A 26,448-nucleotide genomic window follows, 5' to 3' on the forward strand; every position below is an offset into this window, starting at 1 on the left:
CCGGTGTTCGGCCGCACGTCACCCCTGCGTCAGCCGAAGCAGCGCGGGATGGTGGTGAAGCTGCCCTTGCAGTTGGTCGGACGGTTGCCGGTGACCGCCGACTTCTCGTCCAGGAACACGCCGGAGTTGTTGGTGAAGATGCCCCCCGGCGGGAACGTGGCGAAGTTGAAGGCCACCGTCGACGTGGTCAGGGTGACCTGACCGTCCCAGTTGAAGATGCCGCCGCCGAACGAGAACGGCCCGATGGCCCGGTTGCCCAGCACCTCGGTCTCGCGCAGCGTGGTGACGCTGTGCGAGTTGAAGATGCCGCCGCCGAAGAAGCCGGCCGTGTTCTCCTTGATGACGCTCTTCTCGATGGTGGCCGCGCTGCCGAAGGTGATGGCGAGGCCGCCGCCGACGCCCGCGGTGCTGTTCTGTGCCACGGTGGTGTGGCGCAGGTTGAGCTGGGCGTCCGCGGTGGCGATGCCGCCGCCGGCGACCACCGCGGTGTTCGAGACGATGTGCGAGTTGTAGACGTTGGTGTTGCCGCCGACGTCCAGCAGGCCACCGCCGAAGCCGAGGGTCTCGTTGTCGACGATGTCGGTCCTGTCGACGATGACGGTCCCGGCGTCGATGTCCCGCGTGAAGATCCGCGGAGCGCCGTTGGCGATTCCCGCGCCGCCGATGATGGTGGTGTTGTCCTTGATCTTCGACTCGTTCACCTTGAGCAGGCCGGCGTTGAAGATGCCACCGCCGAAGAAGAACGCCGTGTTGTGGGCGATCTCGCTCTTGCGTACCTGCGTGGTGCCGTAGTTCGCCAGGCCGCCGCCGTTGCCGCCGGCCTGGTTGTGGACGATCTTCGTGTCCACCAGGTCGGCGCTGCCGCCCGGCTGCACCAGGATGCCGGCCCCGTCGAACCACCCGGGGTACTCCACCAGCGGCGCGGCCAGCCCCGGCTTGGGAGTGACCTTCGGTGCCGCCTTCAGCGCCGCCTTGCCCTCGGTGGCGAGCGCCTTGTCGAGCTGCTTGCCGGCCTTGACCGCCTCGGTGACCTCGGTCGAGGTCGAGTACGCCGACCAGACCGCCTGCGGCGTCGGGCCGTTCCAGTAGGGCAGCGTCTGGCCGCCCTTGACGGTGACGCCCTTGACGGTCAGGTGTCCGCCGGGGCCGACGTTGAGGATGCGGAAGTAGTCGGCGGTGGCGTCCCGGACGATCGTGGTGTGCTCGCCCGTGAGGGTCACCCGGTTGGTGATCACCGGGAGGCCGTTGCCGTGGTCGCTGCGGGTGAGGGTGTAGGTGCAGTTCTTCGCCAGGTGCAGCTCGGTGTCGCCACCGTGGTTGTCGTTGGCGAAGATGATCGCCTGGATCAGCCTGTCCGTGTTGCAGGGCACCTCCTTCCCCCGCTTCTCGTCCCGGCGGTCCTCGTTCTCCCGGCGGTCCTCGTTCTCCCGGTTGTTCTGGGTGGATCCCTTGCCGTTGTCCTTGCGGTTGTCCTGGTCGGATCGGTTGTCCTGGTCGGACCGGTTGTCCTCGCGGCCCTGGTCGCCGCCGCTGACGATCTGTTGGGCGACGGCCAGCTTGAGGTCGTTCACCCCGACCGCCACGGCGGTGCCGGCGACGCCCACGGCGGCGAGGCTCACCATCCCGGTCAATCCGGCCACGCCGCCCACCCACCAGAGCCGACGGCGGCGAGTGGCCGCCGCGGCCCGGTCTGCGGTTGCGTTCTTCTCTAGGTAGTTGGACATCGGAGCTCTCTGCCCTCTCCTCGTACCAGACAGGGTCACCACACCTCAGGCGGGGCGTCCCCTGCTACAAATCGGTTGTAGCTGCCGAAACCTAAGCTATGAGAACTTTCCTCGCCTTGTAGCCAAACCCGAAATATCTCTGCGTTAGGTCGCTGACGGGGTGAATCGGCTCGTACCTCGTCGAGAGGGCGCGAACGGGGCTGGGGCCACCATTCGCCGCAGCGGTCCGGGAGGACGACAGAAGCGCGCGCCCCTTCGTCGCCGGCCCGGCGACGAAGGGGCGCTCTCTATGTGGATCAGCCGCTCACCGGTCGGGCGGAGCAGCGCGGGACGGTGGTGCGGGCGGCCGGGCGCCGCCGGCCGACGACACCAGGATAAGGGAATGATTCTCGCAACCCGGCTGGAAAGCGAGAAAAGCCCCCAATCCTGTGCGGAAGGGGGCGGACGGGGCTGCCCGGCGTGCACCGGTCGAAGGGGTCGGGTGGCCCCAGACGGCAACCGGCCCCGCAGCCGGTGCCATGCCGACGAAAACGTCGCGGACACCGGCTGCGGGGCCGGGCGCTGCCCTCCCGGGTGGCGGGCCTGCTGGCCCGCACTCGGGAACGGCTCAGCCGGGCAGGCGGGGGCCGGCCTCGCGCTGGGCGGCCAGCCAGGTCTCCACCTCGTCGGCCCGGCGCGGCAACCCGGCCGACAGGTTGACCGCGCCGGCCGACGTGACCAGCACGTCGTCCTCGATCCGGACGCCGACGCCGCGCAACTCCTCGGGCACCAGGTCGTCCTCCGGCTGGAAGTACAGCCCCGGCTCGACGGTGAGCACGTACCCCTCGCCGAGGGTGCCGTCCCGGTACGTCTCCTTGCGGGCGTTGGCGCAGTCGTGCACGTCCAGGCCGAGCATGTGGCCGAAGCCGTGCAGCGTCCACCGCCGGTAGACACCGGACTTCTCGTCCATCGCCTCGTCCACGCTGACCGGCAGCAGACCCAGGTCGGCCAGCCCCTCGGCGAGCACCCGCATGCAGGTCAGGTGCACGTCCTTGAACTTGACCCCGGGCTTGATGAACTCGATGCCGGCCTGCTGGGAGGCGTACACGACGTCGTAGACCTGGCGCTGCAACGGGGTGAACCGGCCGTCGACCGGCAGCACCCGGGTGACGTCGGCGGTGTAGAGGTTGCGCCCCTCCACCCCCATGTCCATCAGCAGCAGCTCACCCGGACGGGTGACGCCGTGGTTGTGCACCCAGTGCAGGATCGTGGCGTGCTCGCCCGCCCCGACGATCGAGCCGTACCCGACGTCGTTGCCGTCGTGCCGGGCGCGCAGCGCGAACACCCCCTCCAGCAGCCGCTCGGAGACCCCCCGGTCGGCCGGCAGCACCCGGGCCACGTCCTCGAAGCCCCGGACCGTGGCGTCGATCGCCTCCTGGAGCTGGGCGATCTCCCACTCGTCCTTGACCAGCTTCGTCTCCGAGAGGGCGATGGCCAGCTCCCGGTCGCGGGCCGGCTGACCCTGCTCCCGGGGACCGTCGTAGCCGCGCACGGCGGCGTCCACCCGGGGGTCGAAGCCCCGCAGCACCCGGGTCCGCGCCGGGGCGAGGTCGGCCAGCGCCGCGTCCAGCTCGCTGAGGTCGGCGGTCGGCAGGCCAAGCTCGGTGGACTTCTCGGTCAGGGTGTGCCGGCGGCCCACCCACAGCTCGCCGTGGCGGCTGCGGAAGAACTCGTCGGTCTGCCGCGACGAGCGGGGGCGCATGTACAGGGTGGCGTCGTGCCCCGACCCGTTCGGCCGCAGCACCAGCACGCTGTCCGGGTCGTGGTCACCGGTCAGGTACACGAAGTCGCTGCCCGGCCGGAACGGGTAGTCGGTGTCGTTGGCGCGTACCTTCTCGCGGCCGGTCGGGATCACCAGGGTCTCGCCGGGGAAGGCCGCGGAGAGCGCGGCCCGGCGCTTGGCGTGGTTGGGCACCTCCGGTCGGGGACCGACCGGGAGGCTGCTGTCCCGCCACCCCTGCCGCATGAACGACAGGAACGCCTCCGGGAAGTCCGGGTCGTGCGACTCGGTGCCGTCGGCCGGCTTGCCGTCGGCCCGCTGCTCGGTCATGGTCCGCTCCTTCCGTCGCCTCGCTGGTGCAGACGGTACCCGTGGAACCGGCCGGAGGAGAGCCTGCGGTGCCCGCGACGACCGTCGCGGGCGCGTGAAAAGATGACGACCATGTGCGGACTCCTGGCCTTCTTCAGCGCGAACGGCAACGCCGCCGCCCACCGTGACCACATCGCGGGGGCGTTGGAATGCCTGCACCACCGCGGACCGGACGAGACAGGGGTCGAGGTGGTCGGCGACGCCACCGGTCACTACGCCGACGGGGTCTTCGCACACAAGCGGCTGGCCATCATCGACGTCGCCTCCAGCCACGAGCCGCTGCCGTACGCGGGGGGCCGCTACCTGCTCACCTTCAACGGTGAGATCTACAACTACATCGAGCTGCGCGAGGAGCTGATCCGGCACTACGGCGCCCAGTTCGCCACCGCCGGGGACGGCGAGGTGATCGTCGCCGGCTACCACTACTGGGGCGAGCAGGTGCTCACCCGGCTGCGCGGCATGTTCGCCTTCGTCATCTGGGACCGGCAGGAGCGCCGGGCCTTCGGCGCCCGGGACTACTTCGGCATCAAGCCGCTGCACTACCTGGAGACCGCCGACGGGCTCTACCTCGCCTCGGAGAAGAAGGCGCTGCTGCCCTTCGCCCAGTCCGCGTACGCCGGGGACGCCGGGATCAACGCCGCCAACCTGAGCCACTACCTGACCCTGCAGTACGTCCCGGAGCCGGGCACCCTGCACCAGGGGATCAACCGGATCGGGTCGGGGGAGTACCTGACCTGGAGCCCGAACGGCCGGCTCGACGTGCGCCGCTGGTACCGGCCGGTGTTCCGGCCCGCCCCGGTCTCCGACGAGCAGCGGCTGTACCACCAGATCCGGGAGACGCTGCGGGAGAGCGTCCGGATGCACATGCGCTCCGACGTGCCGGTCGGCTCGTTCCTCTCCAGCGGCATCGACTCGACCGCCGTGGTGGCCCTGGCCCGGGAGTTCAACCCGAACATCCTCACCTTCACCGTCGGGTACGACGTGCCCGGGTACTCCGAGATCGACGTCGCCCAGGAGTCGGCCCGGCACCTGGACGTCACCACCATCCCGACCAAGATCGGGCCGCAGGACATGATCGAGGCGCTGCCGAAGATCGTCTGGCACCTGGACGACCCGGTGGCCGACCCCGCCCTGGTGCCGCTCTACTTCGTCGCCAAGAAGGCCGCCGAGCACGTCACCGTGGTCCTCTCCGGTGAGGGCGCGGACGAGTTCTTCGGCGGGTACACCATCTACCGGGAGCCGCTCTCGCTCAGCGGCGTGAACGGCCTGCCGGGCGGGGTGCAGAAGGGCCTGCGGGCGGTCTCCCGGGCCATCCCGCAGGGCGTCAAGGGCAAGAGCTTCCTGGAGCGCGGCACCACGCCGATCGAGGAGCGCTACTACGGCAACGCCCGGATGTTCACCGAGGAGGAGAAGCAGCACCTGCTGCGCCGCTACGACCCCTCGGTGCGCTACACCGACGTCACCGCCCCCATCTACGCCGAGTGCACCGAGCTCGACGACGTCACCAAGATGCAGTACGTCGACCTCTACACCTGGCTGCGCGGGGACATCCTGGTCAAGGCCGACCGGATCTCCATGGCGCACTCGCTGGAGGTCCGGGTGCCGTTCCTGGACAAGGAGGTGTTCGACGTGGCGGCCACCATCCCGGTGGAGCTGAAGCTGCCGCCGCGCTCGGAGGCCACCAAGTACGCCATGCGCCAGGCGTTGCAGGGTGTCGTGCCGCCGGCCATCGTCAACCGCAAGAAGCTCGGCTTCCCGACCCCGACCCGGGTCTGGCTGCGCGGCGAGATGTACGAGTGGGCCCGCTGGGTGCTGTCCAACTCCGGCGCCGGTGACCTGATCGACCTGTCGTACGCGATGCGGCTGCTGGAGGAGCACAAGCGGGAGGAGGCCGACCACTCCCGCAAGGTGTGGACCGTGCTGATCTTCTGCATCTGGCACGCGATCTTCGTCGCGAAGACCCTCGACCCGGGTATCCAGCGCAACCAGTCCGCCCTGCTCACCAAGCCGGTGGTCGGCTCGATGGTGCGCTGACACCCGGACCCACGGCACGCGGAGGGGCCGCTCCGGAATCGGAGCGGCCCCCTGTGCGCGGTGCTGCTGCGCGGGTGCTGCGGTGCGGTCAGGTCACCGGCCGGTGCAGGTGACCGTGGGCAGTCCGCCCTGTCCGGTGTTGCCGGCCACGAACCCGAAGGTGGTCTTGCCCTCCGGAGCGAGCGCGCCGTTGTACGCCGCGTTCGTCACGGTCACGTTCCCACCGGAGATGGTCGACGTGCCGTTCCAGAGACTGTGGATCGTCTGCCCCTGGGGCAGGGCCCAGGTCGCCGTCCAGCCCGACCAGGTGGACGACGTGTGGTTCATGATCTCCACCTCGCCCTGGAAACCACCGTTCCAGGTGCCGGTGATCTTGTAGACCGCCATGCAGTCACCGCTGTGCCCCGGCGGGGTCGTCGGCGGCGTGGTCGGCGGGGTGGTCGGCGGGGTCGTCGGGGGAGTGGTGGGCGGGGTGGTCGGCGGCGTGGTGGGCGGGGTCGTCGGCGGGGTGGTGGGCGGGTTGCCGCCCGAGCCGATGCCGGTGACCTCACCGTTGCCGCCGTCGAAGGTCACGTCGGAGCAGCCGAAGAAGTTCTCCTGGCTGTCCGAGCGGACCCAGCGGGAGTAGATGATGTGCCGGCCGCTCTTGCCGCTCGGCAGGTTCCCGCTGAAGTAGTAGTGACCGTCGTTGGTGCCGACCGCGCCGCGCTGCGGCGGGTTGGTCACCTGGAGGAAGGGCTGCTCCTCCAGGTCGCTCCAGGCCAGCGGCCGGTTCGGGCTCCAACTGTCCTTGGTCACGTAGAAGTAGAAGGTGCCCGGGTGGTGCGCCCAGTTGGAGTACTTGAACTCCATCCGCGCCCCGGCGGTCAGGTGGGTCAGCGGCCAGTCGGTGCGGGCCGCGTCGTACCCGGCGAAGCCCGTGTTGCCGCCGCTGCACAGCTTCCCGTCCGGGATGAACCCGACGGTGCGGCCCCCGGCGTCCGAGCGCAGCACGCTGAACCAGTTGTACAGGGAGTTGGCGCCGCTGGTGGCCACGGCGGAGGAACAGGCGGGGTTGTTCGGCTTGATCTCACCGGTCGGGCTGAGGCCGTCCCGCCAGCACAGGTAGGTGCGGCTGCCCGGGGTCATGGCGGCGCCGTGGGCGGCGGCCGGGGACTGGTTGATCACCACGGTCAGGGCGCCGACGGCTAGGGTCGCGGCCGCGGTGAGCAACGCGGCCGTACGGGAACGACGGGTCACAGGGGTTCTCCTGACTCGCGGGACGGCCGTTGCCGACCGGTCCCGCTGCGACGAGCGGTAGTGACGATCGCGTGACGCGCCGCGGCCCCAGGGGCCGGACGAGCGCGTGTCGCGTGCGGTCCGTCTCGGACCGCTGCCCTCGCGTGTATGGCTCGAACCCGCTGCCGGCGGTGCGGTAGCCCTCCACACCGTCCGACCACCGCCATCTCATCACGTCGAACACTCCATTCGCAATAGTTCAGTGTCGATGCTCCGGATGACGGGTACCCCCGACGGGCGGCGCGGGATCGGTGGATCGGGTGCACCACCAGCGGCCCCGGTACGGTGATCCCGGGGCGGACGCGCGGCACGACGACGGCGAGGGGAACGGGATGGGACACGCGGTGGTGCTCGGCGAGGCGCTGGTCGACCTGCTCGACGCCGAGTACGACGGTCAGCCCGTCTACCTGCCGGCGATCGGCGGCGGACCGCTCAACGTGGCCGTCGGGGTGGCCCGCCTCGGCGGTCGGGTGCAGTTCGTCGGCTCCCTCGGCGACGACGCGCTGGCCGAGCGGATCCGCGCCTTCCTCACCGGCGCCGGTGTCGGCCTGACCGGAGCGGTGACCGTGGCCGCGCCGACCGCGCTGGCCATGGTCACCTTCGCCGGTCCCGAACCGGACTTCCGCTTCTACGGCGACCCCCCGTCGTACGCCCTGCTCGGCGCCGACGACCTGGACCCGGACCTGGTGGCCGGCGCGGACGTGCTCTACGCCGGCTCCATCGTGCTGCTGTACCCGGCCGCCCTCGCCGGCCTCCGGCGGGCCTGGGGACTCGCCACCGGCCTGCGGGTCTTCGACCCGAACGTCCGCCCCAGCCTCTTCGACGGCCCGGAGGCCCTGCCCCGGCTGCGCGAGGTGGTGGCCGAGTTCGCCGCCGGCGCGCACCTGGTCAAGCTGAGCGCCGCCGACGCCGACCTGCTCTACCCCGGCGAGCCGGCCGAGGGCGTGGCGGCGTACCTGCGGGAACTGGGCGCGGGCGCGGTGGTGGTCACCCTCGGCGCGGCCGGCGCGCTGGTCGCCGCCGGCCCGGACCTGGTCCGGGTGCCCGCGCCGACGGTCGACGCGGTGGACGCCACCGGGGCGGGCGACTCGGTGATGGCGGCACTCGTCGCCGACCTGCTCGCCGAGGGCGCGCCGGCGGAGCCGGCCGGCTGGGCCGACCGGGTGGCGTTCGCGTTGCGGGTCGCCGCCGTGGTCTGCGAGTCCCCGGGCGGGGCCACCGCCATGCCCACCCGCGCCGAGGTCGCCGCCCGCTTCGCCTGAGGTGTAATGAAGGGCAGCGCGGCGGGTAGCGGCGGAGCGTCAGTCGAGGCCGTCCAGGTGCCCGAAGGCGCGGCGGGCGGCGGTCAGGCCCGGCCGGGCGCCGAACGGGGCCTCGGCGGCGACCCGCTCCGGCGGGGCCCCGGCGGTGTGCGCGGCCCGGATCAGCCAGGCCAACTCCGCCAACTGGGCGTGCTGGGCCCGGACGAAGTCGACGTCGACCAGGTCGCCGTGCCCGGGGATCACCACCGTCGTGGGCGTGGTCAGCCGGAGCAGGTCGGCCACCGCGTCCGGCCACTGCAACGGGTACGACTCGGCGAAGTCCGGCGGGGCGCCGGACTCGACCAGGTCCCCGGCGACCAGGACGTCGGCGTCCGGCACGTGCACCACCAGGTCCCCGGCGGTGTGCCCGCGACCCGGGTGGCGCAGCAGCACCCGCCGGCCGCCCACGTCGAGGACCGTCTCGACGTGCACCGTCTCCGTCGGCGCGAGCAGCACCGTGGCGGCCAGTTCGGCGGCGAGCGCCGGCTGCCCGGCGCGCATCTCCTCGGCGGCCGCCCGGCGGACCTGGTCCGGCCGCTCGCGCAGCTCCTCGGCGGCCCGGACGTGCGCGTACACCGGTCGGGGCGGGTCGGTGGCCAGGGTGGCGTTGCCGAAGCAGTGGTCGAAGTGGTGGTGGGTGTTGACCACCGACCACGGCGCGTCGGTGACCGCGCGGGCGGCGGCGGCCAGCGCGGCGGCCTGCCCGGCGGTGGAGAGCGTGTCGACCAGCAGCGCCGCCCCGTCGCCGACGACCAGCGTGACGTTGACGTCGAGCAGCGGCTCGCGCAGCACGTGCACCCGGTCGGCGACCTCGACGAAGTGGAGTGTCATGACGTCCGCGCCGCCCGGTCCACGAAGCGCTGCCGGTCGACCAGCAGCCGCTCCACCCGCCCCTGCGCGACCGTCGCGCCGTCCTCGGTGACGCTCACCTCGAACAGCAGCCGCCGCCCGTCGACCGTCGTCAGGCGGGCCTGCGCGACCACCGTCCGGCCGACCACGGTCGCCGCCCGGTGGTCCAGCTCGACGCGGACCCCGACGGTGGTCGCCCCGGGCGGCAGCCCGGTCGCGGTCGCCGCCACGGTGGCCGCCTCCGCGAGGGCGAGGACCCGGGGGGTACCCAGCACCGGCACGTCCCCCGAGCCGACCGCCTGGGCGGTGTCGGCGTCGGTGACGGTCAGCTCGACCCGGGCGTCGAGACCGGCGGTGAGGGAGTGCTCCTGCATGCCCTCCAGCCTAGGCCGGCACGGGCGGGGCGGGTACCGGACGGCACCGCAACGGTGGTCGGCGTCCATCGATGCGCCGCGCGCCGTTAACCTTGACCGCGATGGCCGTCGTGACTGACCCCCAGCCCCCCGCCCCGACCGAGCAGCCCACGCCGGCTGACGGTGGCCGCCGCCGCGTGATCGCCATGTCGATCTGGGGCGTCGCCTTCGTCGCCGGCTGGCTGACAATCGGCCTGCCCACCGACCCGGTGTACGCCTTCGTCTGGATCTGGGCGGGGACGATCGCCTGGCACTCGGCCCGGCCGTGGCGCAGCCACCTGCGTTTCGGCCGTGACTGGGCGCCGGTGGTGATCCTGCTCGTCATCTACAACCTCTCCCGGGGCTTCGCCGACAACGGCGCGATCCCGCACGCCTACGAGCTGATCGTCGCCGACCGGGTGATGTTCGGCTGGCTCACCGGCGGCGACGTGCCCACGGTCTGGCTCCAGCAGCACCTCTACAAGCCGGACGTGCAGTGGTACGACGTGCTGGTCAGTTGGGTGTACTTCTCGCACTTCGTGGTGGCGTTCGCCGCCGCGGCGGTGCTCTGGATGCGCAACCGGGCCCGCTGGATCGCCTTCATCAGCCGCTTCGGCTTCCTCTGCGCCTCCGGCCTGGCCACCTACTTCCTCTACCCGGCCGCCCCGCCGTGGTGGGCGGCCCAGTACGGCATGCTGGAGGAGGTCGCCCGGATCTCCACCCGGGGCTGGCGGGCGTTCGGCATGGGCGGCGCGGGCAACCTGCTCAACGCCGGTCAGATCGCCTCGAACCCGGTGGCGGCGATGCCGTCGCTGCACACCGCCTGGGCCCTGTTCGTGGTGCTGTTCTTCTTCCGCTCGGTGCGGCGGCGCTGGTGGCTGCTGCTGCTGATGTACCCGCTGGCGATGACCTTCACCCTGGTCTACTCCGGCGAGCACTACATCATCGACGTGCTGGTCGGCTGGCTGTACGTCGGGATGACCTTCCTGGTCGTCGGCCTGGCCGAGCGCTGGTGGGCCCGGTGGCGGGGCCGCAGGCCGGTGACGCAGGTCGCCGGCCCGGACTACGACCCCGACGCCGTCGGGACGGCCTCCCTGCCGGCGGCCGGGTCGGCGCAGGACGGCGAGGCGTCGCCCGCGCCGGCCGCCGAACCGGACTCCACGCCGGCCGCCCGACCCGCGCCCGCGCCGGCCGGGCCACGGGCGGCGCAGGACGACGCCGGGGAGACCCGGTCCGGGCCGGCGGGCAGCGCGTCCGCCGGCACCCCGGGGGTACCGGTCAGCGGGTGACCCGCCGCTCGCCCCCCCGGCTGACCAGTTCCGTGGCTGACCAGGGCGCCCCGGGGTCGATCCGACCCCGGGGCACCCTGGTCAGGTGCCGAGGCGGGCGGTGTGGGCGCGGGCGGTGAGTTCGGCGGCCAGCGTCCGGGCCTCGGCGAGGTCCCGGTCCTGGGCCGCCGCGCCCGCGCCACCGGCGGTGTCCGCGTGCACGGTGGCCAGGCCGAGCCGGCGCTGCACCGGCCCCTGCACCAGCCGGACGCTCTGGATCCGGGCGTACGGCACCAGGGTCACCTGACGGGTCAGCAGGCCCGAGCGGACGGCGAAGACCTCGTCGGTGAGGACCGCGCCCAGCCGTGCCCGGCTCAGCGGGTTCAACCAGCGGGCCCGGGGCGGCGGCGGGGTCAGCGGCAGCGCCGCCAGCCGGACCCCGGGCAGCACCTCGGTCACGATCAGCTCTCCGGTCGGCAGGTCACCGACGGGCAGCAGCCGGTCCGGCCGGTTGCGGTCGTCCGACTCGCCCGCCGAGTAGCCGGCCACCTCCAGCCGCAGCCGCAGCCAGCCCTTGACCCGCCACAGCAACGGCCAGGTGACGCCGACCGTCTGCACCCGGTTGAGCGGTACGGTCTGCGCCCGGGTCTCCAGCAGCCCGTTGCGGATGCGCAGCACCTCGTCGTCGCGGGCGATGCGGAACGCCCAGTCGTCCAGCACCCGGCGGATCGGTTGCAGCAGCACCCCGGCCATCGCGGTGAGGGTGCTCGCCACCGCGATGAACGACGTCGACCCCTCGGAGAAGAACTGGGCCAGCACGAACGCCACCCCGAACGGCAGCAGGAACGCCTGGGGGGTGAGCAGTTGGCTGACCAGCAGGTCCTTGTTGCGGACGGCGTGCAGCGGCCGGCCGGTCACCGCCGGGGCGGGCGCGGCCCCGGGCACCTCCTCCGGCTCGGGGATGGCCGGCGCCGCGCCCGCCCCGGCGGCCAGGGCGAGCAGCCGGGCCCGCAGCGCGGCGGCGTCGGCCACGGTCAGGTACGCCAGCGGGGCCTCGGTCTTGCCGCCACCCACCACCTCCAGCCGCAGCTCGGCGAGCCCGGTGAGCTGGGCGAGCAGCGGGCGGACCACCTCCACGGCCTGGAGCCGTTCCAGCGGGATCGCCCGGGTCCGGCGCCAGAGCAGCCCCTCGTGCACGCGCAGTTCCCGGCCGACCACGTGGTAACCGGTGTTGTACCAGCTCACCAGCGAGAGCACGGTGGCGCCCAGCGCCAGGACGGCGACCATCGCCGCGAACCAGCCGAAGCCCACCCGGGACAGGGTCGACCAGGAGAGCCCGGCGATCACCACGACCAGCGACTTGGCCCCGTGCAACGCCGGGCTGAGCGGGTGCAGCCGTTGGCGCGGCTCGCCCCCCTCGGGTACGCCCGCCGGCCAGGCCACGGGCCCGACCGCGCCGGCCAGCCCAACCTGCTCCCCGGGTGCGGGCGGCTCTGCCGGTGCGCCCCGGTCCGCCCACGCGGGCTGGTCCGCGCCGAGGTCCGCCGGGTGGGGGCCGGTCGGCTCCTGGGCCGGCCCGGGGCCGGCCGTCACAGGCCCTCCGCGCGGTCTTCGCCGAGGGCGGTGAGCCGGTCACGCAGCCGGGACGCCTCCGCCGGCCGCAGGCCGGGCACCCGCGCGTCGGTGGCCGCCGCGGCGGTGTGCAGTTGCACGGTGGCCAGGTCGAAGGCCCGCTCCAGGGGGCCGGCGCTGACGTCGACGAACTGCATCCGGGAGTACGGGACGATGGAGAGCCGCCGGACCAGCAGACCGTGCCGGACCAGCAGGTCGTTGTCGCGTTCGGCGTAGCCCCAGACGCGGACGGCGCGCACGATCGCCACCACCCGCCAGGCGGCCAGCACCGCGACGGCTCCGAGGGCGGCGCCGAAGAACCAGTGCCCGGCGAGCGCCCAGCCGACGGCGAGCCCGATCACGAGCACGGCCAGGGTCAGCGCCAGCCGGATCAGCTCCACCCAGATCAGGTCGTGGGAGATCGACTGCCATCGTACGGTGGCGGGCCAGGGGTCCAGCGGGCTGACCGGGGCAGCCGCCGCCCCGGCCGGGTCGTCCCCGTCGACGGCCGGTGATCTGTCGGGTGCGCTCACGTGTCGAGCGTAGGCGATCCGGGGGCCGCAGCGACCTCCCGGAGAAAGCCCCGGGCATCGAGAAAGTCACCGAGGGTGGCCCGGTGCTCCGGACAGGCCAGCCAGGTCTTGCGTCGGGCGGCGTCGTGCAGCCGGGGATTGTTCCAGAGTAGAGCCCAGGCGGCGGGCTCCCGGCAGCCACGGGCCGAGCAGACGGGGCTCTCGTCGGTGGGGCTGGTCATCGGGGCCAGTCTAGCGACGGGGCCGGCCGGCTGGCCGCTCCGCCGTCGGCGGCCCCGTCGACCGGGATGCGGTGGGGCGGCGGCCGGAGGGTGTCGGACCGGCGATCGGGGGCCCAGCGACCGAGGGGTGCGGGCCGGCGCTCGGGGGCCCAGCGATCGGGAGGTGCGGGCCGGTGACCGGGGAAGATGAGCGCCGGGCGGCCACGGGGGGAGCCGCCCGGCGACGGGATGAATCGTACACACGCCGGGGCCCCTCGTGTCCACCCGTGTCGGCGTTTCGGGCATGGCGGGACGGCGTGGCGAAAAACGCCTTCTCCCCGTCTCGGCTCTCAGCCGGGCATGCGAGTCTTGTACGGCACGACGTCGTGACAACCGAGCACGCTGTGGAGGACCGGTGGCCCAGCCGACCACACCCGACGCCCCGCCGACCGGCGCCGGCTCCCCGGGGACCCCCGCCCCGGTGACCACCCCCGCGGAGGACGCCACCCTGCTGGAGCGGGCGCTGTTCGAGATCAAGCGGGTGATCGTCGGGCAGGACCGGATGGTCGAGCGGATGTTCGTCGCGCTGCTCGCCCGGGGTCACTGCCTGCTGGAGGGGGTGCCCGGGGTGGCGAAGACCCTCGCCGTGGAGACCCTCGCCACGGTGGTCGGCGGCTCCTTCGCCCGGGTGCAGTTCACCCCGGACCTGGTCCCGGCCGACATCATGGGTACCCGGATCTACCGGCAGTCCAGCGAGAAGTTCGACGTGGAGCTGGGCCCGGTGTTCGTCAACTTCCTGCTGGCCGACGAGATCAACCGGGCGCCGGCCAAGGTGCAGTCGGCGCTGCTGGAGGTGATGAGCGAGCGGCAGGTCTCCATCGGCGGCGAGACCCACCGGGTGCCGGAGCCGTTCCTGGTGATGGCCACCCAGAACCCGATCGAGCAGGAGGGCGTCTACCCGTTGCCGGAGGCGCAGCGGGACCGCTTCCTCATGAAGATCGTGGTCGGGTACCCGACCGACGCCGAGGAGCGGGAGATCGTCTACCGGATGGGGGTGGCCCCGCCGGTGCCGGTGCCGGTCTTCACCACCAGCGACCTGCTCGCCCTGCAACGCAAGGCGGACCAGGTCTTCGTGCACAACGCGCTGATCGACTACGCGGTCCGGCTGGTGCTGGCCACCCGGTCGCCGAACGAGCACGGGATGCCCGACGTGGCGCAACTGATCCAGTACGGGGCCAGCCCGCGCGCCTCGCTCGGCCTGGTCCGGGCCACCCGGGCGCTGGCGCTGCTGCGCGGGCGCGACTACGCCCTGCCGCAGGACGTGCAGGACGTCGCCCCGGACATCCTGCGGCACCGGCTGGTGCTCAGCTACGACGCGCTCGCCGACGACGTCCCGGCCGACCACGTCGTGCACCGGGTGATGTCGACCATCCCGCTGCCGTCGGTGGCCCCCCGGCAGCAGGCCACCCCACCTGCGCCCGGCGGGCCGGGCAGCGGCTGGCCCGGTCAGTAGCCGTGCCGGTGCCCACCCCCACCCCGGCCCCCGGCGCCGGGGCGGTGCCGCCCCGTACCGAGGCCGTGCTGTCCCGGCTCCAGCTCATGGTCACCCGCAAGCTCGACGGCCTGCTCCAGGGCGACTACGCGGGCCTGCTCCCCGGCCCCGGCAGCGAGGCGGGGGAGTCGCGGGAGTACCGCCCCGGCGACGACGTGCGCCGGATGGACTGGCCGGTCACCGCGCGGACCACCACCGCGCACGTGCGGCGGACGGTGGCCGACCGGGAGCTGGAGACCTGGCTGGCGGTGGACCTCTCGGCGAGCCTGGACTTCGGCACCGGCCGCTGGCTCAAGCGGGACCTGGTGGTCGCCGCCGCGGCGGCGATGACCCACCTGACCGTGCGGGGCGGCAACCGCATCGGCGCGGTGATCGGCACCGGCGCGGAGCCCGTGCCGACCCGTCGGTGGCGGGCCACGCCCGCGCCGACCGGCCCCGGGGTGACCGTGCGGGTGCCGGCGCGCGCCGGCCGAAAGGAGGCCCAGGGGCTGCTGCGGGCCATCGCCCGTACCCCGGTGCGACCGGGCCGCAGCGACCTGGGTGCGCTGGTCGACATGCTGAACCGGCCGCCGCGCCGCCGGGGGGTGGCGGTGGTGGTCTCCGACTTCCTGGCCCCGCCGCAGCAGTGGGGGCGGCCGATCCGCAAGCTGCGGGTCCGGCACGACGTGCTGGCCATCGAGGTGGTCGACCCGCGTGAGCTGGAGCTGCCCGACGTCGGGGTGCTGCCGGTGGTCGACCCGGAGACCGGGGAGCTGCACGAGGTGCAGACCGCCGATCCGGGGCTGCGCCGCCGGTACGCCGAGGCGGCCGGCGCCCAGCGGGCGGCGATCGCCCGGGAGCTGCGCGGCGCCGGCGCCGCCCACCTGCGACTGCGTACCGACACCGACTGGCTGCTCGACATGGTGCGCTTCGTGGCCGCGCAGCGGCACGCCCGCACCCGGGGGACGACACGATGATCCGTTTTCTGCAACCGTGGTGGCTGCTGGCCCTGCTGCCGGTGCTCGCCCTCGCCGCCTTCTACGTCTGGCGGCAACTGCACCGCAAGACGTACGCGGTCCGGTTCACCAACGTGGACCTGCTGCGCACGGTCGCGCCGAAGGGGCTGGGCTGGCGTCGGCACGTCCCGGCGACCGCGTTCCTGCTCTGCCTGCTGGTGCTGGGCACCGCGCTGGCCCGGCCGGCGCTGGACACCCGGGAGCCGTTGGAGCGGGCGACCATCATGCTCGCCATCGACGTGTCGCTGTCGATGCAGGCCGACGACGTGTCGCCGAACCGGCTGGAGGCCGCCCAGGAGGCGGCCAAGCAGTTCGTCGGCGAGCTGCCCGAGACGTACAACCTCGGTCTGGTCTCGTTCGCCCAGTCGGCGAACGTGCTGGTCCCGCCGGGCAAGGACCGGGGCGCGGTGACCAGCGCGATCGACGGGCTGGTGCTGGCCGAGGCGACCGCGACCGGGGAGGCGGTCTTCACCTCCCTGGAGGCGATCCGGTCGGTCCCCGCCGACGGGGCGGCCGGCATCCCCCCGGCCCGGATCGTGCTGCTCTCCGACGGTTTCCGGACCTCCGGCCGGTCGGTGGAGGAGGCCGCCGCCGCCGCGCAGGCGGCCAACGTGCCGGTCTCCACCATCGCCTTCGGCACCGACTCCGGCCAGGTGGACATCGGCGGGCAGCTCCAGCGGGTACCGGTGGACCGGATGGCCCTGGCCGAGCTGGCCGAGACCACCGAGGGCTACTTCTACGAGGCCGCCTCGGTGACCGAGCTGAAGCAGGTGTACCAGGACATGGGCAGCTCCATCGGGTTCCGGACCGAGGCCCGGGAGATCACCCAGTGGTACGCCGGGCTGGCGCTGCTGTTGGCGCTCTGCGCCGGGGCGACCAGCCTGCTCTGGACCTCCCGGATCGTCTGAGCCTCGCCGCCCCGGCCCGGCCGCTCCGGGCCGCGCCGGGGCGGCGTACCGCGTGGTGGGCGTGCTGGTTAGCGATTACCTGCCGGTAACGCCTAGGCTCCCTCCGACGTGATCAGCGTCAGACGTGATCAGCGAGAGACCAGAGGGGGAGCCGTGGCCCGTACCGTGCTGGTGACCGGCGGCAACCGGGGGATCGGCCTGGCCGTGGCGCAGGCCTTCGCCAAGCAGGGCGACCGGGTGGCGGTGACCCACCGCTCCGGGGACGCGCCGGAGGGGCTGTTCGGGGTCAAGTGCGACGTCACCGACTCCGCCTCCGTCGACGCGGCCTTCAGCGCCGTCGAGGCCGAGCTGGGCCCGGTCGAGGTACTGGTCGCCAACGCCGGCATCACCGACGACACGCTGCTGCTGCGGATGTCCGAGGAGCAGTTCACCCGGGTACTGGACACCAACCTCACCGGCGCGTTCCGCTGTGCCAAGCGGGCCACCGGCAAGATGCTCCGCGCGAAGTGGGGCCGGATGATCTTCGTCTCCTCGGTGATCGGCCTGTACGGCGGCCCCGGCCAGGTCAACTACGCGGCGAGCAAGGCCGGCCTGGTCGGCGTGGCCCGCTCGATCACCCGGGAGCTGGGCAGCCGCAACATCACCGCGAACGTGGTCGCCCCGGGCTTCATCGACACCGACATGACCGCCGCGCTGCCCGAGGAGCGCCGGGCCGAGTACGTCAAGGCGATCCCGGCCGGTCGGCTGGCCAGCGCCGAGGAGGTCGCCGGGGTGATCACCTGGCTGGCCGGGGACGCGGCGGGTTACATCACCGGCGCTGTGATCCCGGTCGACGGCGGCCTGGGTATGGGGCACTGACAACACGGAGGAACCACGACATGTCCGGACTGCTCGCCGGTAAGCGACTGCTGGTCACCGGCGTCATCACCGACTCCTCGATCGCCTTCTCGGTGGCGAAGCTCGCCCAGGAGAACGGCGCGCAGGTCGTCCTCACCGGCTACGGCCGGCTCTCCCTGGTCCAGCGGATCGCCAAGCGGCTGCCCGAGCCGGCCCCGGTGATCGAACTCGACGTCACCAACCCCGAGCAGCTCGCCGGCCTGGCCGACAAGGTCCGCGAACACGTCGACGGCCTCGACGGGGTGGTCCACTCGATCGGCTTCGCCCCGCAGAGCTGCCTCGGCGGGGGCTTCCTCGACGCCCCCTGGGAGGACGTGGCGACCGCGCTGCACGTCTCGACGTACTCGTACAAGTCCCTGGCCGTGGCGGCGCTGCCGCTGATGCAGCCGGGTGGCGCGGTGGTCGGGCTCACCTTCGACGCGACCAAGGCGTGGCCGGTCTACGACTGGATGGGGGTGGCCAAGGCCGGGCTGGAGTCCGCCTCCCGCTACCTCGCCATGCACCTGGGCCCCAAGGGCATCCGCAGCAACCTGGTCGCCGCCGGTCCGCTGCGGACCATGGCCGCGAAGTCGATCCCCGGCTTCGAGAAGTTCGAGGAGAGCTGGGCCGAGCGGGCCCCGCTGCCCTGGAGCCTCACCGACCAGGAGCCGGCCGCCCGCGCCTGCCTCGCCCTGCTCTCGGACTGGTTCCCCGCCACCACCGGCGAGATCGTGCACGTCGACGGCGGCTACCACGCCCTCGGCGCCGCCTGAGGTGTAAGGAAGGGCCCCTTGTTAACGCCTACGGTAGAGAGGGGCACCCCTCTCACCGCCGGGTGTTAAGAGGGGGCCCTTCCTTCTGGCAGGGGGTGTCGGTCAGGCGGCGGGGCGGGCGGGGAAGAATGGCCCCATGGCGTACGACGCGGTGGTGCTGCTCTCCTTCGGTGGCCCGGAGCGGCCCGAGGACGTGGTGCCGTTCCTGCAGAACGTGACCCGGGGTCGCGGGGTGCCCCCGGAGCGGCTCGCCGAGGTGGCCGAGCACTACCAGCACTTCGGCGGGGTGTCCCCGATCAACCAGCAGTGCCGGGACCTGCTCGCCGCGATCCGGGCCGACTTCGCCGCGCACGGCCTCGACCTGCCGGTGTACTGGGGCAACCGGAACTGGACCCCGATGCTCGCCGACACCGTCGCGCAGATGCGCGACGACGGGGTCCGCCGCGCGCTGGCCTTTGTCACCAGCGCCTACGGCGGGTACTCGTCCTGCCGGCAGTACCAGGAGGACATCGTGGCGGCGCGGGCGGCGGTCGGGCCGGACGCCCCGGTGATCGACAAGCTCCGCCAGTTCTGGGACCACCCGGGTTTCGTCGAGCCGCACGCCGACGCGGTCCGGGCGGCGCTGGCCCAGCTCGACCCGGCCCGCCGGGGCAGCACCCGGCTGGTCTTCACCGCCCACTCCGTGCCCACCTCGATGGCGGCCAGCGCCGGCCCGCACGGCGGCCGGTACGAGGCGCAACTGCACGAGACGGCCCGGCTGGTGGCCGCCGCAGCGGCCCCCGACCTGCCGTACGACCTGGTGTGGCAGAGCCGCTCCGGCCCGCCGCACGTGCCGTGGCTGGAACCGGACGTCAACGACCACCTCGCCACGCTGGCCGGGGCGGGCACCACCGCCGTGGTGGTCAGTCCGATCGGGTTCGTCTCCGACCACCTGGAGGTGGTGTGGGACCTCGACACCGAGGCGCTGGAGACGGCCAGGCAGCTCGGGCTGGACTTCGTCCGGGCCGGTACCCCGGGCACCGACCCCCGGTTCGTGGCGATGGTCCGCGAGCTGGTCCGGGAGCGGACCGACCCGGACGGCGCCACGCTGCGGCGACGCCTCGGAGAGCTGCCGATGTGGGACACCTGCCCGACGGTGTGCTGCGTGCCGGCCCGCCGCCCCTGACCCGCCCGCACCGGGCCACCGCACACCACACCCCTGGGACGACAGATGACAGAACGCAAGCCGGTGGAGAGCTGGCTGACCGACATGGACGGCGTGCTGGTGCACGAGGGACAGCCGGTGCCGGGGGCGCCGGAGTTCGTCAACCGGCTGCGCGCCTCGGGCAAGCCGTTCCTGGTGCTCACCAACAACTCCATCTACACCCCCCGGGACCTGCGGGCCCGGCTCACCCGGATGGGCTTCGAGGTGCCGGAGCAGGCAATCTGGTCGTCGGCGCTGGCCACCGCCCAGTTCCTCGCCGACCAGCGGCCGGGTGGCACGGCGTACGTGATCGGGGAGGCCGGGCTGACCACCGCCCTGCACGCCGTCGGGTACGTGCTGACCGACTTCGCGCCGGACTACGTGGTGCTGGGAGAGACCCGTACCTACAGCTTCGAGGCGATCACCAAGGCGATCCGGCTGATCAACGACGGGGCCCGGTTCATCTGCACCAACCCGGACGCGACCGGCCCGTCGGTGGAGGGGGCGCTGCCGGCCGCCGGGTCGGTGGCCGCGATGATCTCCAAGGCCACCGGGGTCGAGCCGTACTTCGTCGGCAAGCCGAACCCGATGATGATGCGGTCGGCGCTGAACACGATCGACGCGCACTCCGAGACGACCGCGATGATCGGTGACCGGATGGACACCGACGTCCTGTGTGGACTGGAGGCGGGGCTGGAGACGATCCTGGTGCTGACCGGGATCAGCACCCGCACGGAGGCGGAACGGTACCCGTACCGTCCCTCCCGGATCGTCAACTCGGTGGCCGACCTGATCGACGAGATCTGACCCGCGCCCGGCCGACGGCGACCGGGGTGGCCGCTACGGGCGCAGCGGGGCGTTGCAGGCGGCGACCAGGGCCTGCCGGCAGGCGACGGTCAACGGCCGCAGGGCGGCGTCGCGCTGCTGCGCCTCGTAGTTGTTGACCGCCCCGCCGGGCGCGGCGTGCCCGGCCAGGGCCAGCACCCGGTCGAGCACGGCGGCGCGGGCGAACAGCCGGCGGGCCCGGGGGTCGAACCCCGGGGGCAGGTCGGTGGTGCCGTCGGGGCGGCGCAGCGCGGCCAGCGCCCCGGCCAGCTCGGGCCGCCACTGGGCGACGTCGAGCCGGGTCAGCGCGGCGGTCGTCTCGGCCAGCGCGGCGGCCAACTCCGCCTCGGCCTCGGCCGCGCAGGGCGCGCCGAGCGACGCGGCGGGCGCGGTCGGCGGCAGCGGCCACACCCGCCACAGCACCGTCTCGAAGGTCATCCCCGACCCGGAGGTGTGCGTGCGCACCTGCGGGATCAGCCCCAGGCTCCCGGCGACGACGGCCTCGCCGGCGAGCAGCGCGGCGCCGGTGAAGTCACCCGGGCCGGGCAGCCCGCGCGGGTCGCCGGGGGCCGGCAGCACCAGCCGGATCTCGTCCGGGGAGAGTTTCGCCAGGGTGGGCAGCGCGGTGGAGAGCGGGACGTCGGTCCATGTGCCGGGGGCGTCCGCGACCAGGTGCTCCTCGTCGCCGGCGATCTCCTCGGCGACGTCGTCGAAGGGCACCAGACCGGCCCGCCACGCGCGGACCCAGGCCACGAACCGGCTGGACCGGCGCGGAGCAAGGGTGTCTGCGCCCGTTGCTGGGGAGGACATGCAGAGAAGAGTACGTGGTGAGCGGCGCCTCTGTCTCGACTGCCGGGGCACCCGTCCGGTGGCCCCGGCCCGCCTCGCCGACCATGCGTGGAATGCCCTGTGCCGCACCGTTTTCGTCCCGATCATGGGCCTGGCCGGGCGGCGCGCCGGGGGTGGGCCGGGGCCGCTCGCGGGTTACCGTGCTCGGCATGGCAGGGCGATACGGCGAGGACGTACTGGCCGGGGACTGGCGGCGGCGCCGGACCATTCCCGAGGTGGACGCCGAGGTCGACCTCGTGGTCGAGGACGCCGACTCCGGGTTCTGCGGCGCGGTGGTCGGGTTCGACTCCGGCGCGGTGGTGCTGGAGGACCGGCACGGCCGGCGGCGCAACTTTCCGCTGCTGCCGGCGGCGTTCCTGCTCGACGGGTCGCCGGTGACCCTGCGCCGGCCGGCGCGCACGCCGGTGCCCGCCGCGCGGCGGCGGACCGCCTCCGGGTCGGTCGCGGTCGACGGGGTACGGGCGCGGGTGGCGCGGGCCAGCCGGATCTGGGTGGAGGGTGTCCACGACGCCGCGCTGGTCGAGCGGATCTGGGGCGACGACCTGCGGATCGAGGGGGTCGTGGTGGAGCCGCTGGACGGCATCGACGCGCTGGAGGCCGAGGTGCGTGACTTCGCCCCGGGTCCGACCCGGCGCCTCGGTGTGCTCGTCGACCACCTGGTGCCGGGCAGCAAGGAGAGCCGGCTGGTGGCCCGGGTCGACTCCCCGTACGTGCTGGTGACCGGGCATCCGTACGTCGACGTGTGGCAGGCGGTGAGGCCGGCGGCGTTGGGCATCGCGGCGTGGCCCGTGGTGCCGCCGGGGCGGCCGTGGAAGGAGGGGGTCTGCGCGGCACTGGGCGTCGCCGACCCCGCCGACATGTGGCGGCACATCCTGTCCCGGGTGGACAGTTTCGCCGACGTGGAGACCCCGCTGATCACCGCGATGGAGCGCCTGATCGACTTCGTCACCGAGCCCGCCGACGCCCCGGCCTGACCCGGGGCGGGCGCGCCGGGTCAGGCCGGTGGCCGGCTGGGTCAGGGTTCCTGGTCGGGGGAGCGGGTGAAGACGAAGGTGGCGATGTCCAGGGCCACCGGGTGGCCGGCCCCGTCGCGCAGCACCGACAGGATCTCCCCGTGCTGCGCGCCGGAGCGGCCCCGCCACCGGTCCGGCCCCTCCGGGGTGAACCGCAGGGTCGGGCTGCCCACCGGGCCGGCGACCAGCGTGCCGTCGGCCTCGGCGCGCAGTTCGTACTCGTACCCCATCCACCACCAGCGGCCGGTGAGGTCGGCCAGGGCGGCCGGGGGCGGGGTGGCGGCCGGGCGCCACGGGGCCACCGGGGTCGGCTCGGCGTCCAGCACCAGGGTCAGCACCTGCCGGGCGAGCGCGCCGATGTGCCCGCCGCGCAGGCCGTACGAGTTGGCGAAACCGATCACGCCGGTACGGGTGGGCCGGTGCACCGCCAGGGCGGCCACGTAGCCGGGCATCGACCCGCCGTGCCCGACGTACACCCGGTCGCCGTCGCGGTACAGCTCCAGACCGAGCCCGTGGCCGCCGGTCCACGAGTCGAGGTCGTTGATCGCCACCGGGGCGCACATCTCGGTGACCGTCTCCGGCGCGAGCACCGCCGGATCGGGGTCGGCCAGGAAGGCCGCCCAGCGGGCCAGGTCGGTGGCGGTGGACCAGAGCTGCCCGGCGGGGGCCATCGCCCCGGTGTCGGTACGCGGCTCCTCGCGCAGAGTGTCGTGCCAGGGGTGCACCACGTACCCCCGGGCGTACGGCTCGCTGGCCTGGTACGTGGTGCGGGTCAGGCCGAGCGGGTCGAGGACGTGCCGGGTCAGCAGCGTCCACCAGGGCGTGCCGGTGACCCGTTCGAGCACCCCGCCGAGCAGCCCGTACGCCAGGTTCGAGTAGTGGTACGCGGCGTGCGGGGCCAGGGCGACCTTCTCCGGGGTGAGCCCGGCGAGCAGGGTGGCCAGGTCGCCACCGGCGGAGCGTTCCCACCAGGGGCCGTCGGGCTCCCGTTGCAGGCCGCTGGCGTGGCCGAGGAGCTGGCGCAGGGTGCGCGGGGCGAGCGGGGTGCCCGGCAGGTACCGGTCCAGCGGGTCGTCGAGGGCCAGCCGGCCGGCGTCGCGGTGGGCCAGCACCAGGACGGCGGTCATGGTCTTGGTGATCGAGCCGAGCCGGTACTGCCGGTCGGCGTCCGGTCGGGGGTGCTCACCGGCGCCCGCGAGGTGGGTGAGGGCGCCGTCCCGGACGACGCCGACCAGCAGCGAGGGGGCCCGGCCGATGGCCTGGGCCCCGGTGACGAGCGCGTCCACCCGGCGGGCGGTGTCGGGCGCCAGCGACACGGCGGTCCTCCTCGACTCGCGGTTCGGAGATTGAGCCTACTGATCATGGCATTCGGCGGGACGTGCGTGGACGTGTCACGATCGAAGGGTGGACGCCGTGCTGTGGATCGTGCTGGGAGTGGTGCTGGCGGTCGCCGAGATCTTCACGGCGACGCTGTTTCTGATCATGTTCGCGGTCGGCGCGTTCGCGGCGGCGGGCGCGGCGGCGCTGGGTGCGCCGGTGGCGGTGCAGGCGGTCGTCTTCGCGGTGGTCTCCGCGCTGACCACCCTCGCGGCCCGGCCGACCATCCGCCGGCACCGGCGGACCGCCCTGGAGAGCGGCGAGCAGCCCTTCGGCGTCGAGGCGATCGAGGGCTCGACCGCGCTGGTCCTGGAGCAGGTCGACGTCGACCATGGCATGATCAAGATTGACGGCGAGTTGTGGAGCGCCCGGTCGTACGACGCCACCCAGGTCTTCGCGCCCGGCGAACGGGTCCAGGTGATCAAGGTCCAGGGCGCCACCGCCCTGGTCTGGCGGGACGAGATCACGCCTTCCGGCGAGCTGCCCGGGGTGGAGAGGTGAGCCGATGGAGCCCTCCGCGTCGAGGTCCGGAGCACCGCGCCGCCCCCCGAATGTGAGGGACCGGGGTACCGCCCGGTCCGGCGGGACCGAAACCCCCGCTGTCATGAGCCGCCCCGAGCGGAAAGGTGAGTGAATGGAGTTCATAATCCCGGTCATGCTGATCGCCGTCGCGCTGATCGGCGTGATCACGCTGGCCAAGTCCATCCGGATCGTGCCGCAGCAGCGGCAGGACGTGGTGGAGCGGCTGGGGCGGTACAAGCGGACCCTGAACCCGGGGCTCAACGTGCTGGTCCCGTTCATCGACGCGGTCCGGACCAAGGTCGACATGCGCGAGCAGGTGGTCAGCTTCCCGCCGCAGCCGGTGATCACCTCCGACAACCTGGTCGTGTCGATCGACACGGTGCTCTACTTCAAGGTCGTCGACTCGGTCCGGGCCACCTACGAGATCTCGAACTTCCTCCAGGCGATCGAGCAGCTGACCGTGACCACGCTGCGGAACGTGATCGGCTCGCTGGACCTGGAGCGGGCGCTGACCAGCCGGGAGGAGATCAACCGGCACCTGTCCGGCGTGCTCGACGAGACCACCGGACGCTGGGGCATCAAGGTGACCCGGGTCGAGATCAAGGCGATCGAGCCGCCGCCGAGCATCCGTGACTCGATGGAGAAGCAGATGCGCGCCGAGCGGGACCGCCGGGCGGCGATCCTCAACGCCGAGGGGCACAAGCAGTCGCAGATCCTCTCCGCCGAGGGTGAGAAGCAGGCCGCGGTGCTGCGCGCCGACGGTGACCGGCAGGCCCGGATCCTGCAGGCCGAGGGTCAGGCCAAGGCGATCCGGACCGTCTTCGACGCCATCCACCAGGCCAACCCGAGCCAGAAGGTGCTGGCCTACCAGTACCTCCAGGCGCTCCCGCAGATCGCCAACGGCACCGCCAACAAGGTCTGGATCGTGCCGACCGAGCTGACCCGGGCCCTGGAGGGCATGGGTGGCGCGCTCGGCGGGCTGAGCCAGATGGTCGGCGACGTCCCCTCGAAGGAGGCCTCCGACGGGGCCAGCGAGGTGGAGCGGGAGGCCGCCGAGGCCGCCCAGGCCGCCGCCGCGGCGGCCCAGGAGATCCACGACGAGGTACGGGTCGCCGAGGCGCAGGCGGCCGGGAGCAAGCCGGCGCCGGGGCTGCCGGCACCGGAGCCGGTCTCGCCGGCCAGCCTGGTGGCCGACCCCGCCGAGCAGCGGGAACGCGGCTGACCGGGCCGGGGGACGGGTTGCGGCCCGTCCCCCGGCACCCCTGACCAGCGCGGCCGACCGGGTCGCCCGGCGGGTCACCGGCGGCCCGGTCGACACATGTGAATAATCCTCATGCGGCGCCCCGGCGCCTGCCACGATCGGTCCCAGGACGGGTTGGTGAGCGGGCGCCGGGGCGCCGGTGCGTCGGCGTACCGCCCGCAGTGAGCGAGGTGACGCATGAAGGATCCGGTGAACAGGGTGTGGTCCTCGGCCCCGGTACCCGGCGCGCACGACCCCGCCGGTCCGCTGGGCACCCGGCGTACCGGGGGCGGGTTCGGGGTGCTGCCGTTCGTCGCCGACCCGACCCCCGCCGGCCCGGCGACCAACGCCACCTGGGCCTGGTCGGTCCGCCGGCTGGCCCGCGCGGCGGTCTGGCTGCTGCCGGCGTACGCGATCCTCTACGGCATCGTCGCCATGGCCAGCGACGGCGGGGTGGGCAACGACCCGTACCCCGCCGACGGTCGCCCGGTGTACCTGGTCGGCTGGGTCGCCGCGGTCTGGCTCGGACTGCTCGCCCTGCTGGCGCTGACCGGGCTGCTGGCGGCCACCCGCAGCCGCCGGACGGCCACCGCCGGGCTGCTGGTCAGCATCGCCGGCACGGTGCTGATGCTCCCGTTCGCCGGCTTCGCCGAGCAGACCCCGGTCTTCGGCACCACGGCCCGCTCCCTGGTCCTGGTCGGCGCCTGTTGCTACAGCGTGGGCTGGTTCCTCACCGGCTGGGCGGTGGCCCGCTCGGGGACGTTCAGCATCGGCGACGGCACCCTGCTGATGGTCGCCGCCCCGCTGCTCGGTCTCGGCGGGGCCCTGATCGGCTCGTTGCAGACCTTCGGCGCGATCGCCGTGCTGATCGCCGGAATCGGCATCGGCTACCGCTCCGGCCGGCTCGTCCCGGCCGCCATCGTCCGCGACGCCGCCAGCGCCAGCCTCTCCACCACACCACCCGCACCGTGACCGTTTTCGCAGGTGAGATGGACGACACGGAGAGGCCGACGGTGG

The 26,448-nt window shown here is 73.4% G+C and carries 24 protein-coding genes; 14 read left to right on the plus strand and 10 right to left on the minus strand.

The window, feature by feature from the left end:
- Window positions 1–29: 29 nt before the first annotated feature.
- On the minus strand, window positions 30–1,724 hold the full coding sequence (locus tag ACQUFX_RS04005; protein ID WP_428964674.1) for a right-handed parallel beta-helix repeat-containing protein: 1,695 nt from the start codon (window positions 1,722–1,724) through the stop codon (window positions 30–32).
- A gap of 607 nt (window positions 1,725–2,331) precedes the next feature.
- Window positions 2,332–3,813, minus strand: a complete 1,482-nt coding sequence (locus tag ACQUFX_RS04010) for an aminopeptidase P family protein (protein ID WP_428964675.1) — start codon at window positions 3,811–3,813, stop codon at window positions 2,332–2,334.
- Between the two features lie 111 nt (window positions 3,814–3,924).
- On the opposite strand from ACQUFX_RS04010, the gene asnB reads away from it, so the two are divergent.
- Entirely contained in the window at window positions 3,925–5,886 is a 1,962-nt protein-coding gene (gene asnB, locus ACQUFX_RS04015) for an asparagine synthase (glutamine-hydrolyzing) (RefSeq protein ID WP_067374316.1), read from the plus strand.
- A gap of 93 nt (window positions 5,887–5,979) precedes the next feature.
- Here asnB and ACQUFX_RS04020 read toward each other — a convergent pair whose 3' ends face one another.
- Window positions 5,980–7,125, minus strand: coding sequence for a lytic polysaccharide monooxygenase (locus ACQUFX_RS04020; protein WP_428964676.1), 1,146 nt, complete (start codon window positions 7,123–7,125; stop codon window positions 5,980–5,982).
- Window positions 7,126–7,496: 371 nt separating this feature from the next.
- On the opposite strand from ACQUFX_RS04020, the gene ACQUFX_RS04025 reads away from it, so the two are divergent.
- Complete coding sequence (locus ACQUFX_RS04025; protein WP_428966853.1) at window positions 7,497–8,426, plus strand: PfkB family carbohydrate kinase; 930 nt, start codon at window positions 7,497–7,499, stop codon at window positions 8,424–8,426.
- A 39-nt stretch (window positions 8,427–8,465) separates the two neighbouring features.
- Here the strand turns inward: ACQUFX_RS04025 and ACQUFX_RS04030 are convergent, their stop codons facing one another.
- Both ACQUFX_RS04030 and ACQUFX_RS04035 read right to left on the minus strand, forming a co-directional pair.
- The gene (locus ACQUFX_RS04030) at window positions 8,466–9,296 is read right to left on the minus strand and encodes an MBL fold metallo-hydrolase (RefSeq protein ID WP_428964677.1); all 831 of its coding nucleotides are present in this window, start codon (window positions 9,294–9,296) and stop codon (window positions 8,466–8,468) included.
- Window positions 9,293–9,688, minus strand: a complete 396-nt coding sequence (locus ACQUFX_RS04035) for a thioesterase family protein (protein WP_428964678.1) — start codon at window positions 9,686–9,688, stop codon at window positions 9,293–9,295. Before ACQUFX_RS04035 ends, ACQUFX_RS04030 begins: the two co-directional genes overlap by 4 nt.
- A gap of 101 nt (window positions 9,689–9,789) precedes the next feature.
- Here ACQUFX_RS04035 and ACQUFX_RS04040 point away from each other — a divergent pair, with 101 nt between their 5' ends.
- Window positions 9,790–10,995 (plus strand): phosphatase PAP2 family protein, encoded by a 1,206-nt coding sequence (locus ACQUFX_RS04040; protein ID WP_428964679.1) that lies wholly within the window; start codon window positions 9,790–9,792, stop codon window positions 10,993–10,995.
- An 81-nt stretch (window positions 10,996–11,076) separates the two neighbouring features.
- Here the strand turns inward: ACQUFX_RS04040 and ACQUFX_RS04045 are convergent, their stop codons facing one another.
- From ACQUFX_RS04045 to ACQUFX_RS04055, 3 genes are read right to left on the minus strand one after another with little or no spacing between them, the layout of a single operon-like run.
- Window positions 11,077–12,567 (minus strand): PH domain-containing protein, encoded by a 1,491-nt coding sequence (locus tag ACQUFX_RS04045; RefSeq protein WP_428964680.1) that lies wholly within the window; start codon window positions 12,565–12,567, stop codon window positions 11,077–11,079.
- Complete coding sequence (locus tag ACQUFX_RS04050) at window positions 12,564–13,118, minus strand: PH domain-containing protein (protein ID WP_428964681.1); 555 nt, start codon at window positions 13,116–13,118, stop codon at window positions 12,564–12,566. Before ACQUFX_RS04050 ends, ACQUFX_RS04045 begins: the two co-directional genes overlap by 4 nt.
- Complete coding sequence (locus ACQUFX_RS04055) at window positions 13,115–13,339, minus strand: hypothetical protein (RefSeq protein WP_428964682.1); 225 nt, start codon at window positions 13,337–13,339, stop codon at window positions 13,115–13,117. Before ACQUFX_RS04055 ends, ACQUFX_RS04050 begins: the two co-directional genes overlap by 4 nt.
- 394 nt (window positions 13,340–13,733) lie before the next feature.
- Between ACQUFX_RS04055 and ACQUFX_RS04060 the strand changes: the two genes are divergently transcribed.
- The 7 genes from ACQUFX_RS04060 to ACQUFX_RS04090 all read left to right on the plus strand — a co-directional run bounded on the left by ACQUFX_RS04060 (window position 13,734) and on the right by ACQUFX_RS04090 (window position 20,412).
- Window positions 13,734–14,831, plus strand: coding sequence for an AAA family ATPase (locus ACQUFX_RS04060; protein ID WP_428964683.1), 1,098 nt, complete (start codon window positions 13,734–13,736; stop codon window positions 14,829–14,831).
- On the plus strand, window positions 14,816–15,826 hold the full coding sequence (locus ACQUFX_RS04065; RefSeq protein ID WP_428966854.1) for a DUF58 domain-containing protein: 1,011 nt from the start codon (window positions 14,816–14,818) through the stop codon (window positions 15,824–15,826). The genes ACQUFX_RS04060 and ACQUFX_RS04065 overlap by 16 nt, the downstream gene beginning before the upstream one ends.
- Window positions 15,823–16,773: a VWA domain-containing protein gene (locus tag ACQUFX_RS04070; RefSeq protein WP_428964684.1), complete on the plus strand. Its 951-nt coding sequence runs from the start codon at window positions 15,823–15,825 to the stop codon at window positions 16,771–16,773. The genes ACQUFX_RS04065 and ACQUFX_RS04070 overlap by 4 nt, the downstream gene beginning before the upstream one ends.
- Window positions 16,774–16,926: 153 nt before the next feature.
- On the plus strand, window positions 16,927–17,631 hold the full coding sequence (gene fabG, locus ACQUFX_RS04075; protein WP_428964685.1) for a 3-oxoacyl-ACP reductase FabG: 705 nt from the start codon (window positions 16,927–16,929) through the stop codon (window positions 17,629–17,631).
- A gap of 20 nt (window positions 17,632–17,651) precedes the next feature.
- Window positions 17,652–18,422, plus strand: coding sequence for an enoyl-ACP reductase FabI (gene fabI, locus ACQUFX_RS04080; protein WP_428964686.1), 771 nt, complete (start codon window positions 17,652–17,654; stop codon window positions 18,420–18,422).
- A 136-nt stretch (window positions 18,423–18,558) separates the two neighbouring features.
- Window positions 18,559–19,587 carry a ferrochelatase gene (locus ACQUFX_RS04085; protein ID WP_428964687.1) on the plus strand — a complete coding sequence of 343 codons (1,029 nt, stop codon included), beginning with the start codon at window positions 18,559–18,561 and terminating at the stop codon, window positions 19,585–19,587.
- Between the two features lie 45 nt (window positions 19,588–19,632).
- The gene (locus ACQUFX_RS04090; protein WP_428964688.1) at window positions 19,633–20,412 is read left to right on the plus strand and encodes an HAD-IIA family hydrolase; all 780 of its coding nucleotides are present in this window, start codon (window positions 19,633–19,635) and stop codon (window positions 20,410–20,412) included.
- 33 nt (window positions 20,413–20,445) lie between these two features.
- Here ACQUFX_RS04090 and ACQUFX_RS04095 read toward each other — a convergent pair whose 3' ends face one another.
- On the minus strand, window positions 20,446–21,240 hold the full coding sequence (locus ACQUFX_RS04095) for a hypothetical protein (protein ID WP_396890654.1): 795 nt from the start codon (window positions 21,238–21,240) through the stop codon (window positions 20,446–20,448).
- Window positions 21,241–21,428: 188 nt separating this feature from the next.
- Between ACQUFX_RS04095 and ACQUFX_RS04100 the strand changes: the two genes are divergently transcribed.
- Complete coding sequence (locus tag ACQUFX_RS04100; protein WP_428964689.1) at window positions 21,429–22,253, plus strand: DUF3097 domain-containing protein; 825 nt, start codon at window positions 21,429–21,431, stop codon at window positions 22,251–22,253.
- Between the two features lie 41 nt (window positions 22,254–22,294).
- On the opposite strand, the gene ACQUFX_RS04105 is transcribed toward ACQUFX_RS04100, so the two are convergent.
- Window positions 22,295–23,608, minus strand: a complete 1,314-nt coding sequence (locus ACQUFX_RS04105) for a serine hydrolase domain-containing protein (RefSeq protein WP_428964690.1) — start codon at window positions 23,606–23,608, stop codon at window positions 22,295–22,297.
- 88 nt (window positions 23,609–23,696) lie between these two features.
- Between ACQUFX_RS04105 and ACQUFX_RS04110 the strand changes: the two genes are divergently transcribed.
- From ACQUFX_RS04110 to ACQUFX_RS04120, 3 genes are all read left to right on the plus strand, one after another.
- On the plus strand, window positions 23,697–24,170 hold the full coding sequence (locus ACQUFX_RS04110; protein WP_067365796.1) for an NfeD family protein: 474 nt from the start codon (window positions 23,697–23,699) through the stop codon (window positions 24,168–24,170).
- A 133-nt stretch (window positions 24,171–24,303) separates the two neighbouring features.
- Complete coding sequence (locus ACQUFX_RS04115) at window positions 24,304–25,413, plus strand: SPFH domain-containing protein (protein WP_067365791.1); 1,110 nt, start codon at window positions 24,304–24,306, stop codon at window positions 25,411–25,413.
- Window positions 25,414–25,629: 216 nt separating this feature from the next.
- On the plus strand, window positions 25,630–26,403 hold the full coding sequence (locus ACQUFX_RS04120) for a hypothetical protein (protein WP_428964691.1): 774 nt from the start codon (window positions 25,630–25,632) through the stop codon (window positions 26,401–26,403).
- The last annotated feature ends 45 nt before the right edge of the window (window positions 26,404–26,448 follow it).

The sequence above is a fragment of the Micromonospora fluostatini genome (assembly GCF_050410825.1).
GTDB classification, from domain to species: domain Bacteria; phylum Actinomycetota; class Actinomycetes; order Mycobacteriales; family Micromonosporaceae; genus Micromonospora; species Micromonospora rosaria.